The sequence below is a fragment of the Streptomyces sp. NBC_01306 genome, from assembly GCF_026340465.1.
Classification (GTDB): domain Bacteria; phylum Actinomycetota; class Actinomycetes; order Streptomycetales; family Streptomycetaceae; genus Streptomyces.
On the sequence record NZ_JAPEPC010000001.1, the window covers coordinates 3,190,793 to 3,205,348 of the forward strand.

A 14,556-nucleotide genomic window follows, 5' to 3' on the forward strand; every position below is an offset into this window, starting at 1 on the left:
CCGGGTAGCCGGTCCCGTGAAGAACGAGCCCACGAACGAAGAGAGGCACGCATGTCGTCATCGCTGATCGAAACTGTGGACATCAACGCCCCGGTCGCCGTGAGCTGGGCCCTGTGGAGCGACGTCACCCGCTGGCCCGCCTTCCTGAGCCACGTACGCCTCGTCGAGCCGATCGACGAAAAGCGCTTCGCCTGGCAGCTCTCGCTGCCCGGCGCCGACAAGAACTTCGTCGCCGAGCTGACCGAGGTCGTACCGGAGGACCGGATCGCCTGGCGGACCATCGAGGGCGTCCACCATGCCGGTGTGGTCACCTTCCACCACCTCACCGACACGACGAGCCGGGTGACGCTCCAGATCGAGTACGACCCCAAGGGCTTCGTCGAGCACCTGGGCGCACTCACCAACCTCGATTCCACCCTGGCACATTACGACCTGGGCGAATTCCAGAAACTGGCCGAGAAGACGGTCGCCTCCTGAGGCGGCTAGCCTGGTCGGCAATGAACCATTTGCCGACGTCATCAGGCTCGCTCGCCCTCACCCGGTTCCCCGAGGACCCCCGCGACCAGCTGCGCGCCTGGGACGCCGCTGACGAATATCTCCTGCGCCATCTTGAGGAGAACGGGACCGCCGCCGCGGGGACCGTCCCGGGAACCACCGTCGTGGCCGGTGACCGGTGGGGCGCCCTCACCACCGCACTGGCCGGGGCGGCGGACCCGGAGGGCGGGGCCGGCGAGGTCGTCCAGATCACCGACTCCTTCCTCGGGCAGGAGGCGACCCGCGCCAATCTGGAGCGGAACCGGACCGGCTCCGGCTCCGGCTCCGTGCGGCTGCTCTCCACGCAGGACGCGCCCCCGGAGCGCATCGATGTGCTGATCGTCCGGGTGCCGAAGAGTCTCGCGCTCCTTGAGGACCAGCTGCACCGGCTCGCGCCCGCCGTGCATGCCGGGACCGTCGTCGTCGGCACCGGCATGGTCAAGGAGATCCACACCTCGACCCTGAAGCTCTTCGAGCAGATCATCGGGCCCACGAAGACGTCCCTCGCGGTGAAGAAGGCCCGGCTGATCTTCTGCACCCCCGACCCGTCACTCACCCCGGGTCCCAGCCCCTGGCCGCGCAGTTACGAACTGCCGTCCGGCATCGGCGCCGCGTCGGGACGGACCGTCGTCAACCACGCCGGAGTCTTCTGCGCCGAACGCCTCGACATCGGCACCCGGTTCTTCCTGCCGCACCTGCCGCAGTACGAGGGCCCGCAGCGGGTGGTGGACCTGGGCTGCGGCAACGGCGTCGTCGGCACGGCCGTCGCGCTGGCGAACCCGCGGGCCGAAGTGGTCTTCACCGACGAGTCGTTCCAGGCGGTCGCATCGGCCGAGGCCACCTTCCGGAAGAACCTGGGCCCGGACGCCCCGGCGGAGTTCCGCATCGGCGACACCTTCGCGGGTGTCGAACCGGGCTCGGTCGACCTCGTACTGAACAACCCGCCGTTCCACACCCACCAGGCGACCAGCGACCAGACGTCCCGGCGGATGTTCCGCGGCGCACGTGAGGCGCTGCGGACCGGGGGCGAACTGTGGGTCGTCGGCAACCGGCACCTCAGCTACCACGTCATGCTCCAGCGCACGTTCGGCAACTGCCGGGTCGTGACGAGCGACCCGAAGTTCGTGATCCTGCGGGCCGTGAAGCGGTAACCGACGCCCACCCGGAAGGCCACTCCCACCCGTGTCCCGCAACTCCCGGGCGGGGCACGGGAGTTGCTCCGGGCCGGTCCCGCCCGCCGGGACGTGCCGGGGCGTGCCGGGGCGTGCCGGGGCGAATCAGTGTGCGTTCGGCTTGGTGAAGAAGTCGACCAGAGCCTTGGGCGCTTCCTCGTTGAACATCATGTCGAGCCCATACGCGGACTGGAGCGCCGATTCGGCACCGCGGGGGAACATGGTCCGCTCGTACGCGGCGACAGCCTGCTCCAGGTCGTCGTTCGCGATGATGGCGCGGGCCAGATCGGCGCCGTCGATGAGGGCGATGTTGGCGCCCTCGCCGGCGAACGGGGACATGAGGTGGGCGGCGTCGCCCACGAGCGTGATCCCCGGGACGCGGTCCCAGGTGTGTCCGGTGGGGAGCGCGTGGATCGGCCGCGGGACGATCGTGTCGTCGCAGTGCCGGATCAGGTCGGTGAGCGAGGGCGCCCAGTCCGCGTACATGCCGAGCAGTGCCTCTCGGCCGGCTGTGGGGTCCTCCGCCCAGTCGACTCCACTCGTGGTCGCCCAGTCCTCGGGGACCCGGAGGCCCAGGCCGAGCCAGATGTGGTCACCGCCGTGTCCGCCGATGAACTTGTTGTCGGACACGGCGAAGAGCGAGCCGCGCCCGACCAGCGCCAGCGCATCCGGGTGCTTGGCCGGAGCGTCGTCGAGGTGGATCTCGACCATGGTGATGCCGGTGTAGAACGGCTTCACCGGGGTCAGTGCGGCACGGGCCTTCGACCACGCACCGTCCGCGCCGACGACCAGGTCCGCCTGCGCGGTGGTTCCGTCCGCGAACTCCAGGACGGGTCCCGATTCCGTGGGGCTGACGCCGACGACCTTGCTGCCCCAGCTGATCGCGCCGGGCTCCAGTGAGTCCACGAGCATCTTCCGCAGCATCGAGCGGTCGATCTCCGGGCGTCCGCCCGAACCCGTGTCACCCTCGTCGATGAAGACCCGTGCCGACTTGTCCAGGACACGCATCGCTTCACCGCCCTCGTGGGTGTGGCGCAGGAACGTCTCGTAGAGGCCCGCCTCTTCGAGCGCGATCTGGCCGGTGTCGTGGTGGATGTCGAGCGAGCCGCCCTGCTGACGGGTCCCGGCATCCGCGTCGCGTTCGTAGACCGTGCACGGGATGCCGTGGAGCTGGAGGATACGGGCGCAGACGAGACCGCTGAGCCCGGCGCCGATGACGGCGATACGGGGTGTGGGCATGGTCAGTTCCTTCCGTCAGTGGTACGCGAAGTCGCGGCGACAAGGCCGTCGATGAGCACGTTGAGGGCCCACTCCGAGCGGGACTCCGGGGTGCCCGAGAAAAGCTGATCGGCGAGGGCGGCAATGTGCGGATACCTGTCCGGGGCCGCCGTAAGGCCCGGCGCTGCCGGCTGTTGGGCGCGGGCCGGGACTGCGGTGTCCGGTGTGGCGCCCCCGTGCTCGGCCGCCACGGCGGCCGGATACTGCAGCAGGATGTCGACGCCCCACGCCGCGGCCTGCCCCGTCACGCCGCCCCGGTCCAGCTGTCGGAGCACCGCCTCGACGAGGGCCACGTAGTGCGGGCCGTCGGGGCGCGTCCGGATCGCCATCCGGGCGATCTCGGCATGCGAGAGCAGGACCCGGCCGTAGTCGAGGAGAAGCGCCACGAGACTTGCGCGCCATGGCCGGGAGTCATCGGGAAGGGCGACGGAGCCCAACTCGACGTCGAGCACCTGAGCGTGCAGGTCCTCGGTGTTCCGGACGTAGACGTACAACGACGCATGGCCGGTGTCCAAGGCCTTCGCCACGCTGCGCATGGTGACCTTGGCCAGGCCTTCCGAGCGGAAGATCGCCGCTGCGGTCGCCACGATCCCGTCACGGGTCAGGGCGGGCTTGGCGGGCCGCTCGCGGCGGCTCCTGCCGGTCTCGGGGGTTCCGATGTCCTCCATGTATTCACGGTAACACGACCACGGTCGTTACGACCATGGTCGTTACGACCATGGTCGTTACGGGGAAGCCGGAGCGCCCGCAGCGTCCTGGTCCGGCGGTATCCGGACGACCGCGGTCCCGCTCTCCAGGTCGATCATCGTCCGGTTCGGCGGCGCACCGTCGTCCTCGTCGTCCCGCATGACCAGCGACGACTGCCGCTCCTTCAGTTCGTTCTGCTTCCCCGCCGAGAGGGTCGCGTGCAGCTGCTCGAACCCGGTGGCCGATATCTGACCCTGCCGGGCCCAGTTGCGCCACGGCAGCACACCGGCCCGCCCGGCGCGCAACAGCAACTGATCGACGAAGGCCACTCCGGTCAGCAGGATGACCAGCCCGGGCAAGGTCATGAAAACGACGAATCCCATACCGGCAGTATGGCGAGACCGCGGAACGCCTGGCGTGCCCCCGTTCGAGATCATGCGGGCCTGCATCCCACTGCCGGCGTACGCCGAAGCAGCCCGGTGGCCGCCGAGGAGCAGTCCGTCCTCGCCAGGAGCTCAGGCCGAGGACAGCTGTTCCGCTATCTCCTTGACCCAAGCGGCGCTCTTCGTCGGGTCGTTGAGGGAATGTGCCCACTCGTCCGGGGTCAGCCGATGGTTGGCGGGGCCTGCTTTGAGAGCGATGAGAAGGGCTCTGGCCGAGTCCCGCATTTCGGCCGTTGTGTCGCCGCTCCCGTTGATGTCCGCGCCCGCGGCGAGTCCGTACAGTTTGCGGGCCATGGCCTGGCGTTCACCGTTCTGCACCTTCTTCCATAACTTCAGGGCCTCCTTCAGCGCGTCCTCGCGGGAGGCGGGCTCCGCCGGGGCCCCGTCGGCCGCCCAGCGTTCGGGGTGGCGGGCCCCCTCGTAGCGCTTCATCCCCGCGCGGCCTGCCTTGTAGGCGGTGACGCCGAGGACGAGACCGGCCGCACCCGCGGCAAGACCCCAGCCGACCGGGTTGCTCGCCAGTCCGGCTCCTCCCGCTGTGGCGGCGACCGCCGTCACGATGCCGCCCGCGGCCTTGGTGGACTCGCCCACGGCGGTGAGAGCCTGCTTGCCCATCTTGTTGCGCTGCTTGCCGAGCGCGTACGTGTGCACCGTGTCCATCGTGTTCCTGTCTTCGGCACGCCTGACGTCTCTGGCGGCGTCACGGGCTTCACCCATCGCCGCCCAGGCCGCGTCGATGGCCTCGGAGACACGCTCCAGCCGGTCATCGCCCTCGTGGTCCCAGTGGGCGTCCAGCGCGACGTATGCCTCGGCCGCTGCCCATTCGGCTGCCTGCCGGCTCTCGTTCAGCCGGGCCAGCGCATCGTCGTCGGTGCGGTCGGGCTTTGTGAGCGCCTTCAGGGCACGGTGTTTACGGGCCGTCATGCCGAAGCGGCCCGCCGCACGGGCGCCCTTCGCCGCGCCGAAAGCGCTGGAGCCGATACCGCTCGCCTCGGCCGTTGTCATGGCGTGCGCCGCCAGCTGGGCTTTAGTCAGCTCCTTGGCGATACCGAGGGCGTAGTTTCCCGCGCCGGCGGCGCTGACGACCGCGTCCGCCGTTTTGGAGTTGGACTTCTTGTCCGCTCCGTGGAAGGCGGCCCCGCTCTTGTACTTCTGGGCGTCCTTCCTGGCTTTGGCCGCCTCCATGCCACTGAGCACGGCGCCGGCGGCCTCCGTGACGAGGTTCTCCGACGCGGCGGCGGCCCCCGATGAGCCGGCGGAGTGTTTGAGGCCGTCGTTGACCGTGGCGGAGGCCTGCTGGGAGAAGCCCGCGTTGGCGGGGACCTGGACGCCCTTGACGAAGGTGTCGATGAATTCGAGATTCTTCTTGAGCCTGTCGAGGACCGCGGCGATCCGGTCGCGGTAACTCTTCCGTCCGGTGGTCGCGTTGCCCTTCTCCGGCGCCTTCTGCGGTGCCTTTTCCTTCGCCGCGCCCCTGGCGCGCTGCACGGCCGCGGTCGCGGCCCGGTTGCCGGCGCTGGACTGGATCTGGAGGAGGGCGCGCTCCGCCGAACTCCGGGCCGGGCTCCCGGCCCGGCTCCGGTCCCGGCTCCGGTCCCGGCGCTGCGTCAGGGCAGCGACGGGCTGCCGAGTTGAGGTGCGGTGGACGGGGGCGCTCATGAACGTGCCTCTCCTGTGCCGGGCCGGGGCGAGTGGAGAGTAGCCAGGCAGGGCGAACAGAAAGGGCACAGCGGGGAAATTCTTCACGGAGCGCACGAAACGGGTCGTGGTCGGTTCAATGGCGGCTCAACCGGGGGGACTCACGCGCGACGGCGGCCGACCCGTCACTACAGGTCGGCCGCCGTCCAGTGCCGCGGTGTCTCTCAGGCCCGTCAGACCTCTCGGGCCTCTCGGGCCTCTGGGGCCTCTCGGGCCTCTCGGGCCTCTCGGGTCTCTCAGATGAACGAGTTGATCTCGATCGTCTCGGTCCGGCCCGGGCCCACGCCGATCGCCGAGATCGGTGCGCCGGACATCTCCTCCAGCGCCTTCACATACGCCTGCGCGTTCTTCGGCAGGTCGGAGAAGGTCTTCGCCTTGGTGATGTCCTCGGTCCAGCCGGGCAGGTACTCGTAGACCGGCTTCGCGTGGTGGAAGTCCGTCTGGCTGAACGGCAGCTCCTCGACGCGCTTGCCGTCGATCTCGTACGCCACACACACCGGGATCTGCTCCCAGCCCGTGAGGATGTCGAGCTTGGTGAGGAAGAAGTCGGTCAGCCCGTTCACCCGCGTCGCATAGCGCGCGATGACCGCGTCGAACCAGCCGCAGCGGCGGTCGCGGCCGGTCGTGACGCCGTACTCGTGGCCGATCGAACGCAGCTTGTCGCCGTCCTCGTCGAAAAGCTCGGTCGGGAAGGGGCCCGCGCCCACCCGCGTGGTGTAGGCCTTGAGGATCCCGATGACCCGGGTGATCTTCGTCGGGCCGACGCCGGTACCGGTGCAGGCGCCGCCGGCGGTCGGGTTGGACGACGTGACGAAGGGGTACGTGCCGTGGTCGACGTCCAGGAGCGTGCCCTGTCCGCCCTCCATGAGGACGACCTTGTTCTCGTCCAGCGCCTTGTTCAGGACGAGCGCGGTGTCCGCGACGTACGGGCGGATCTGCTCGCCGTAGCCGAGCAGCTCCTCGACGATCTGGCCGGCCTCGATCGCGCGCCGGTTGTAGAGCTTGGCGAGGATCTGGTTCTTGCCGTCGAGCGCGGCCTCGACCTTCTGCTCCAGGATCGACTCGTCGTAGAGGTCCTGGATACGGATACCGACACGGTTGATCTTGTCGGCGTAGGCCGGGCCGATGCCCCGGCCGGTGGTGCCGATCTTCCGCTTGCCGAGGAACCGTTCCGTCACCTTGTCGACGGTGGTGTGATACGGCGTGATCAGATGCGCGTTACCGCTGACCAGCAGCTTGGACGTGTCCACGCCGCGGTCGTTCAGCCCGCTCAGCTCGGAGAGCAGGACCGCTGGGTCGACGACGACTCCGTTACCGATCACCGGAGTGCACTCCGGCGAGAGGATTCCGGAAGGGAGGAGGTGGAGCGCGTACTTCTGGTCGCCTACGACGACCGTGTGGCCGGCATTGTTGCCGCCCTGGTAGCGCACCACGTAATCCACGGATCCACCGAGGAGGTCGGTGGCCTTTCCCTTGCCCTCGTCACCCCACTGAGCACCGAGCAGCACAAGTGCGGGCACAGGCGTACACCCCTTCCGGGCGGGGCATGTCCAAGGTCAGGGGGCGCACGTCTGGCGTACGCCGATACCTGAACCGTCGAACCGGCTGCCCCGGAATAGACGAAGCCCCTGGCGCAATAGCGCAAGGGGCTCTTGCACAAAGATGCTACCCGAGGAAGGACCGAGGTGTCGGCTCCAGATCCCCCAGCGAGCACCGAGCATCAGCTGCTGGTGGTCATCGACCCGGTCGCCCGCCGCGCGGACGGCGAATCCGTACGGATCGCGAAGGACGTGCTGTGCGCCGGAGCGCACGCCAAGATCTGCCTGCCCGAGGGGCCGGAGGAGTTCGCGCGGGCGCTCGCGAGACGCGGCCACCGGCGCCTCGTGGTGGTCGGCGACGACCGGGCGCTGCTCAGAGCGGTGACCCTGCTGCACCGGGAGCGTGACCGGGCACGCGGCGCCCTGTCCCTGGTGCCGGTCGGTCCGGCGCCCGCGCTGGAGCTGGCGCGGTCGCTGGGTGTCCCGGTGGGCGCGGTGGCCGCGGCGCGGTCGGTGCTCGACGGCGCGGTGCGCTGGCTGGACCTGCTGGTGGACGACAGCGACGCGGTGGTGCTGGGCGATCTGCGGATCCCGGTGCCGGGCCCGCGTTCCGGGGCGCCGGGCGCGGACGGCGAAGGGCCGCAGTCGGTGTGGGGCACCTGCCGTTCGCTCGTACGGACGCTCGTCGGCCCGGTCCCCACGCCGGGGGCGCCCCGGGTGCAGCGGCTGCGGGTGGAGGCGGACGGCGTCCTGCTGGCCGATCTGGACCGGCCGGTGGCAGGGGTCCGGGTCTCGTCGCGGGGCGGCGCGGGGAAGGCGGAGGTGGCCATCGAGCTGCCGTCCGGCGACCGGCTGACGGCTGAGGCGCTGGCCGTGACGGTCTCCGGGGCGGATTTCCGGTACCGCAGGGACGGCCTGGTGGGCGGTCCGGTGCGGACCCGGACGTGGATGGTGCGGGCGGGGGTGTGGGGGCTGACGCTGCCGGCAGTCGCGGTGTAGGACGGTGCGGGGGCCGCCCGTGGTGCGTCAGCCGAAGCGCTTCTCGCGCTCCACGTTCCAGCGCTCCATCAGCGCCGCCAGCTCCCCGTGCAGGAACTCGAAGAAGGCCAGCGTCTCCCCCAGCCGCTGCCCCTGCGGGGAGTCGGGCCCCAGGTTCGCGACGCCTTCGCGCAGGGCGTCCTCCCAGCGCTTGATGACCATGTCGCGGCTGGTCAGCGCCTCGTACCACTGGTCGCTGTGCACCCGGAAGCGGTCCCGGCGCGATCCCGGTTCGCGTTCGCGGGTGACCATGTTGACCTGCGCGAGGTAGCGGACGGCGCCGGAGATCGCCGCAGGGCTGACCTTGAGCTGTGCGCCCAGTTCGGCCGAGGTCAGCGCGCCGGACTCGGAGGCGAGCAGCGCGGCGAAGATACGGGCCGGCATCCGCTGCATCCCGGCGTCGGCGAGCTGCGCGGCGAACCGCTCGACGAAGCGGGAGACCGCCGCCCCGTCCACAGGCTGTGCGCCGCCCGTGCCGCTTCCGCTCTCCGGGCCGGTGTCTTTCTGCGTCATCCTTGGATCTTCTCCCCAGCGTTCCCGGTCCCTGCCACCCGTAGGAGTTTATACGTTTCCTTAACTTCCTTAAGTTCACAACTTTGTGAAATCACTGTACTTTCAGAAGCATGACCAAGGCACGCACAGCCAAGGCATCCACAGCCAAGGCACTCACAGCCGCCGGACTGCACAAGTCGTTCGGCCGGACACCCGCACTGGACGGCCTCGACCTCACCGTCGAGGCCGGCGAGGTCCACGGCTTCCTCGGGCCCAACGGCTCCGGCAAGTCCACGGCCATCCGGATCCTGCTCGGGCTGCTGCGCGCTGACTCGGGCGCCGCGCAGCTGCTGGGCCGCGACCCGTGGCGCGACGCGGTCGAGCTGCACCGGCGCATCGCCTATGTGCCGGGCGACGTCACCCTCTGGCGGAACCTGAGCGGCGGCGAGGTCATCGATCTGTACGGGCGGCTGCGCGGCGGCGGCCTCGACGCTGCGCGCCGGGCGGAACTGCTCGACCGGTTCGAGCTGGACCCGACGAAGAAGGGCCGTACGTACTCCAAGGGCAACCGGCAGAAGGTGGCCCTGGTCGCCGCGTTCGCGTCCGACGTGGATCTGCTGATCCTCGACGAGCCGACCTCCGGGCTCGACCCGCTGATGGAGGGGGTCTTCCAGCAGTGCGTGGCGGAGCAGCGCGACCGGGGGCGGACGGTGCTGCTCTCCAGCCACATCCTGAGCGAGGTCGAATCGCTCTGCGACCGGGTGAGCATCATCCGCGCCGGGCGCACGGTGGAGACCGGTTCGCTCGCCGAGCTGCGGCATCTGACCCGCACCAGCATCGTCGCCGAACTGGCCTCGGCACCGAGCGGCCTCGACCGGCTGCCCGGCGTGCACGGCCTCGACGTCCAGGGCACCCGGGTGAAGCTCCAGGTCGAGACGGACCGGCTGGACGCGGTGCTCGGATCGCTCGGCGCCTCCGGCGTGCGGTCGCTGACCAGCACACCGCCGACGCTGGAGGAACTCTTCCTGCGCCACTACGCGACACCGGACACGGCTCCGGACGGAACCCGCACGGCAGCGGCCGGACCGGCGCAGACCCCGGCGGTGCCCCGGTGACCGCCACCACGACCGGCCGCCCCGGCACCGGCGGCGGCCCCGCCGCCGGGCCGCCGCGTTCCGCACACCCATGGGCGGGCACCGGCGTCCTGCTGCGGCTCGCCCTGCGCCGCGACCGGCTCATGATGCCGCTCTGGATCCTGCTGCTCGGCGGCTCGTTCGCGTCCGTCGCGCGGTCCTTCGCCGCGCTGTACGGCACGGCGGCCGGCCGCGCGGAGCTGGCCCGCTCGATGAACGGCAACAGCTCGCTGCGGGCGCTGTACGGGCCCGTGTTCAGCGACTCGGTCGGCGGGCTCACCGCCTGGCGCATGAGCGGCTTCGGTGCCGTACTCGCCGCCGTGATGAGCCTGGTCGTCGTCGTACGCCACACCCGCGAGGAGGAGGAGACCGGGCGTCAGGAGCTGCTCTCGTCGGCCGGGGTCGGCCGGCCGGCGCCGCTCACGGCCGCGCTGCTGGCAGCCGGGGCCGCCAACGCCGGGCTGGCCTGCGTGATCGCCGCCGGGCTCACCGCGTCCGGCGAGCCGGGCGGCGGTTCGGTGGCGCTCGCGCTGTCGGTGGCGGGCACCGGGATGCTCTTCGCGTGCACGGCGGCCGTCGCCGCCCAGCTCACCGAGAGCGCCCGCGCGGCGAAGGGGATCGGCGCGGCCGCGATCGGCGCCGCGTACGTCCTGAAAGCGGCGGGCGACGCGGTGTCGGGCGCCGGCTCGTCCGTGCTGACCTGGCTGTCCCCGGTCGGCTGGGCCGAGAACGTACGGCCCTACGCGGCCGAGCGCTGGTGGGTGCTGCTGCTCCTGGCGGCCGCCGTCGCCGCGCAGGCCCTCGTCGCGTACACCCTGGCCGGGCGCCGTGACCTCGGCATGAGCTTTCTGCCCGCCCGGCCGGGACCGGCGCGGGGGCGGATGGGCACGGCGGGCGCGCTCGCCGTGCGGCTCCAGCGGGGCAGCCTGTACGGGTGGATCGCCGGGTTCCTGGTCACCGGGGCGGTCTTCGGCAGCATCACGGACGGCGCGGGGGATCTGGTCGGCGACAACGCGGCCGCCCGGGAGATCTTCCAGCGGATGGGCGGCCACTCCGGCCTCACCGAGGCGTTCCTCGCAGCGATGACCGGGGTGCTCGGTACGGTCGCCGCGCTGTACGTGGTCGCATCGGTGCTGCGGCTGCACGGCGAGGAGACCGCCGGCCGCGCCGAACCCCTGCTGGCGGGCGCGGTCGGCCGGCTGCGCTGGGCGGCCGGTCATCTCACGGTCGCCTTCGCGGGATCGGCGGCTGTCGTACTGGCGGGCGGCGTCGGCCTGGCCCTGGGCTACGGCCACGAACCGGGCCCGGTCATCGGCGCCGCCCTGGCCCAGCTCCCGGCGGTCTGGGTGTTCGGCGGCCTCACGGTCCTGCTGTACGGGGCGGCCCCGAAGGCCGCACCGGCGGCCTGGGCCCTGGCCGGTCTCGCCCTGGCCCTGGGGTGGATCGGCCCGGCACTGAAACTCCCGCAGCCGGTCCTGGGCCTGTCACCCTTCGGCCATCTCGCCAAACTGCCGGGCGCGGAGATGGCCTGGACACCGGTGGTGATCCTGCTGCTGCTCACGGCGGCACTGGTGGCAGCGGGGCTGACGGCACTGCGGCGGAGGGACATGAACGGGTGAGGGGGGTGAGCCCCCTGCCTCACCCGGGGGGGGCTCAGCGCACGTAGTTCTGGAGCACCTCGGTGTCGAGCTCGATACCCACCGGGTCGGGCAGCATGAGCACTTCGCCGAACTTGACGGTGTGACTGTCGCGGTAGCCGCCGCCTTCCGGGTCCGGCGCACTGAACACCGTGACGGCACCGGCCTCGCGGTCGACCAGCAGATAGACCGGGATCCCGGCGCCGGCGTAGGCGACCGGCTTCTCCTTGCGGTCCCGGCGGTCGGTGTCGGAGTCGGAGTCGGAGTCGTACGACGTGACCTCGACGGTCATCAGCACGCCCTGAGGTGAAGCCCAGTCTCCCTGGCCTGCGAAGTTTCCATCCGCCGCAAGGACCGCATCTGGTTTTGCCCGCCCCTTGCGGTATCCCTCAACCTTCAGACCGAGTTCGCCTCCGGCATACAGCCACAGGTCGGCGCGCGTCTGCATGCACCGCTTCTGCAACCACCTGACGATCTCCGAGTGGTCCCCGTCCGTCACGCCTTTGACCTCAATCCGCCCGTCGATGAACTCAAACCCGACGGCATCGGACTCAGCTGCGGCGAACTTGGCGATCTTCTCGAATTCCTCGACCGTCATCTGAGACATGCGCTCTGCCATAACCGTCATCTTGCACCCCCTTCTGTGCGAGCACCAGTGTCGCCAGGCGGACGCCGATCCGGGCCCGAACCCGCGACGATCACCCGTCCGAGTGGTCGCTACCCCGGCCTGACCAGCCCCGTCTCGTACGCGAAGACCGCCGCCTGGGTCCGGTCCCGCAGGCCGAGTTTCACCAGGATCCGGCTCACGTGCGTCTTGATGGTGGACTCGGCGACGATCAGCCGGGAGGCGATCTCCGCGTTCGACAGGCCCTGCGCGATCAGTACGAGCACCTCGCTCTCGCGCTCCGTGAGTTCATCGACGCGGGCGAGCGCGGGCTGCCTCGGGGTGTCCGACAGCCGGGAGAACTCGACGATCAGGCGCTTGGTGATCGTGGGGGCGAGCAGTGCCTCGCCGGCCGCCACCACCCGTACTCCGTCGGCCAGTTGGCGAGCCGACGCGTCCTTCAGCAGGAAGCCCGACGCGCCCGCGCGCAGCGCCTGGTAGACGTACTCGTCCAGGTCGAAAGTGGTCAGGACCAGGACCTTCGCCGCCTCGTCCGCCGCGACGATCTCGCGGGTCGCCTCGATGCCGTTCAGCTCGGGCATCCGGATGTCCATCAGGACGACGTCCGGGCGCAGGGCCGCCACCTGGGCCACCGCCTCGACACCGTTGACCGCCTCGCCGATCACCTCGATGTCCGGCATGGCGTTGAGCAGGACCGAGAACCCCTCACGGACCATCATCTGGTCGTCGACGACCAGGACCCTGATCACCGGTGCGGCCGTCATTCGGACTCCTCCGCGGAACGCGGCACCGGGATGAACGCCGCGATCTCGTAACCGCCGTCCTCCGTGCTGTCCGTGGTGATCTCACCGTTCAGCATGGTGACCCGCTCCCGCATCCCGGTGATGCCGTGCCCGGCACCCGGAATGGGGTATCCCCTGCTCGAACTCGGTTGAGAGCTTGGGGAAGGCTTGGCCAGGCCCTGCGGCGGTCCGTTGACCACGCGCAGACCGAGCCCGCCCAGGACGTAGCTGATCTCCACCCGGGCCTGTGAACCAGGCGCATGGCGCAGGGCGTTGCTCAGCGCCTCCTGGATGATGCGGTACGCCGACAGCTCGACGCCCTGCGGGAGTTCACGCACCGCGCCGGTCACCGTCTTCTCCACGGCCAGGCCCGCCTCCCGGACATTGGTCAGCAGCCCTTCGAGTTCGGCGAGGGTGGGCTGTGGGGCGTCCGGGGCCTCGTAGTCCTCGGCCCGTACGACACCGAGCACCCGGCGCAGCTCCGTGAGGGCCGCCACCGCGTTCTCCCGGATCACCTCGAACGACCGGGTCAGCTCGGGCGGCGGATCCGTCACCCGGTACGGGGCGGCCTCGGCCTGGATGGCGACCACCGACATGTGGTGGGCGACGACGTCGTGCAGCTCACGGGCGATGGTGGTGCGCTCCTCCAGGAGCGTGCGCCGGTCGCGTTCGATGGCGGTGACCGTCTGCTGGGCGGTGACCTCACGGTGCGCCTCCCGGCGGACCTGCACCGTCGTGGTGACGAGGAGGGCGACCGCGGCGAGGAACAGCATCATCGCCATGTCGGAGCCGTACATACCGGGGCCCGCTACCGCTTCCGCGACGAACCCGTACAGCGCCGTACCAGCCCACATCCACGCGGCGGTCCGCGGCCTGGTCCTGGCCGCGACCACGGTCAGCACCACGAGGTGCGCGAGGAAGACGCTGTCGGCCCAGGGCCAGGACCCCCAGCTGCTGCCGAGCAGGCTGACGACGGGGGCGGACACCAGCGACACCCACCAGGCGCCGACCGGCCTGACCAGGGTCATCACGACCGTTCCGGCCGAGATCAGACCGGTCACGAGAGCCAGGGGGCCCTCGAAGTCGACGCTGCCGTGGGCGGCCACCAGCAGTGTGAGCAGCGCGAAGCCCAGCACCACCGCGTGCGGGAACCACCCCGAGCGGGCCCGTATCCGGCCGGGCAACCGCCTGGTCAGCGGTCCGTCCGTCCGCATCGGCTGGAGCGGGCGATAGGCAAAGGCATCGTGGAAGAGGCCCTGGCGCAGGCCCGCCAGAACCCCCTGGGCCAGCCGGAACTCCGGGCTTCGCGTCTCTGTATCGGTCACAGGCACCACGGTAGGCGGCGGCGCTGTCCCGGTCGTCCGTACTGATGTGGAACCTGCGGGGTCCCCCTCAGGTACTACCGGCGGAGTGGAGCCGCCCTGACGAGGGCAGTCGTAAGGCCGGCGGGGCGGTCGGCCCCCACCAGGGCAGTCGTACCGCCGGCGGGGCGGACGGCC

The 14,556-nt window shown here is 70.7% G+C and carries 14 protein-coding genes; 5 read left to right on the forward strand and 9 right to left on the reverse strand.

Annotation, left to right across the window (positions count from 1 at the left end):
* Nucleotides 1-51: 51 nt before the first annotated feature.
* A complete protein-coding gene (locus tag OG385_RS13860; protein WP_266854915.1) occupies nt 52-477 on the forward strand; it encodes an SRPBCC family protein in 426 nt (141 codons plus the stop codon).
* Between the two features lie 20 nt (nt 478-497).
* Complete coding sequence (locus tag OG385_RS13865) at nt 498-1,685, forward strand: methyltransferase (protein ID WP_266854917.1); 1,188 nt, start codon at nt 498-500, stop codon at nt 1,683-1,685.
* A 126-nt stretch (nt 1,686-1,811) separates the two neighbouring features.
* Here the strand turns inward: OG385_RS13865 and OG385_RS13870 are convergent, their stop codons facing one another.
* From OG385_RS13870 to OG385_RS13890, 5 genes are all read right to left on the reverse strand, one after another.
* Nucleotides 1,812-2,945 (reverse strand): NAD(P)/FAD-dependent oxidoreductase, encoded by a 1,134-nt coding sequence (locus OG385_RS13870; RefSeq protein WP_266854919.1) that lies wholly within the window; start codon nt 2,943-2,945, stop codon nt 1,812-1,814.
* A 2-nt stretch (nt 2,946-2,947) separates the two neighbouring features.
* Nucleotides 2,948-3,652 (reverse strand): TetR/AcrR family transcriptional regulator, encoded by a 705-nt coding sequence (locus OG385_RS13875; RefSeq protein WP_266854921.1) that lies wholly within the window; start codon nt 3,650-3,652, stop codon nt 2,948-2,950.
* A 57-nt stretch (nt 3,653-3,709) separates the two neighbouring features.
* Entirely contained in the window at nt 3,710-4,054 is a 345-nt protein-coding gene (locus OG385_RS13880; protein WP_266854923.1) for a DUF6191 domain-containing protein, read from the reverse strand.
* A gap of 132 nt (nt 4,055-4,186) precedes the next feature.
* Nucleotides 4,187-5,773 (reverse strand): hypothetical protein, encoded by a 1,587-nt coding sequence (locus tag OG385_RS13885; protein WP_266854925.1) that lies wholly within the window; start codon nt 5,771-5,773, stop codon nt 4,187-4,189.
* A 275-nt stretch (nt 5,774-6,048) separates the two neighbouring features.
* Nucleotides 6,049-7,332 carry an adenylosuccinate synthase gene (locus OG385_RS13890; RefSeq protein WP_266854927.1) on the reverse strand — a complete coding sequence of 428 codons (1,284 nt, stop codon included), beginning with the start codon at nt 7,330-7,332 and terminating at the stop codon, nt 6,049-6,051.
* A 165-nt stretch (nt 7,333-7,497) separates the two neighbouring features.
* Here OG385_RS13890 and OG385_RS13895 point away from each other — a divergent pair, with 165 nt between their 5' ends.
* Complete coding sequence (locus OG385_RS13895) at nt 7,498-8,349, forward strand: diacylglycerol kinase (RefSeq protein WP_266854929.1); 852 nt, start codon at nt 7,498-7,500, stop codon at nt 8,347-8,349.
* A 27-nt stretch (nt 8,350-8,376) separates the two neighbouring features.
* Here the strand turns inward: OG385_RS13895 and OG385_RS13900 are convergent, their stop codons facing one another.
* On the reverse strand, nt 8,377-8,901 hold the full coding sequence (locus OG385_RS13900; RefSeq protein WP_266854931.1) for a GbsR/MarR family transcriptional regulator: 525 nt from the start codon (nt 8,899-8,901) through the stop codon (nt 8,377-8,379).
* Between the two features lie 110 nt (nt 8,902-9,011).
* Here OG385_RS13900 and OG385_RS13905 point away from each other — a divergent pair, with 110 nt between their 5' ends.
* Both OG385_RS13905 and OG385_RS13910 read left to right on the forward strand, forming a co-directional pair.
* A complete protein-coding gene (locus tag OG385_RS13905; RefSeq protein WP_266854932.1) occupies nt 9,012-9,995 on the forward strand; it encodes an ABC transporter ATP-binding protein in 984 nt (327 codons plus the stop codon).
* A gap of 122 nt (nt 9,996-10,117) precedes the next feature.
* Complete coding sequence (locus OG385_RS13910; RefSeq protein WP_266860839.1) at nt 10,118-11,632, forward strand: ABC transporter permease; 1,515 nt, start codon at nt 10,118-10,120, stop codon at nt 11,630-11,632.
* A 34-nt stretch (nt 11,633-11,666) separates the two neighbouring features.
* On the opposite strand, the gene OG385_RS13915 is transcribed toward OG385_RS13910, so the two are convergent.
* The 3 genes from OG385_RS13915 to OG385_RS13925 all read right to left on the reverse strand — a co-directional run bounded on the left by OG385_RS13915 (nt 11,667) and on the right by OG385_RS13925 (nt 14,382).
* Entirely contained in the window at nt 11,667-12,278 is a 612-nt protein-coding gene (locus tag OG385_RS13915) for a Uma2 family endonuclease (protein WP_266854934.1), read from the reverse strand.
* An 89-nt stretch (nt 12,279-12,367) separates the two neighbouring features.
* Nucleotides 12,368-13,039, reverse strand: a complete 672-nt coding sequence (locus tag OG385_RS13920; protein WP_266854935.1) for a response regulator transcription factor — start codon at nt 13,037-13,039, stop codon at nt 12,368-12,370.
* Entirely contained in the window at nt 13,036-14,382 is a 1,347-nt protein-coding gene (locus tag OG385_RS13925; protein WP_266854936.1) for a sensor histidine kinase, read from the reverse strand. Before OG385_RS13925 ends, OG385_RS13920 begins: the two co-directional genes overlap by 4 nt.
* Nucleotides 14,383-14,556: the final 174 nt, after the last annotated feature.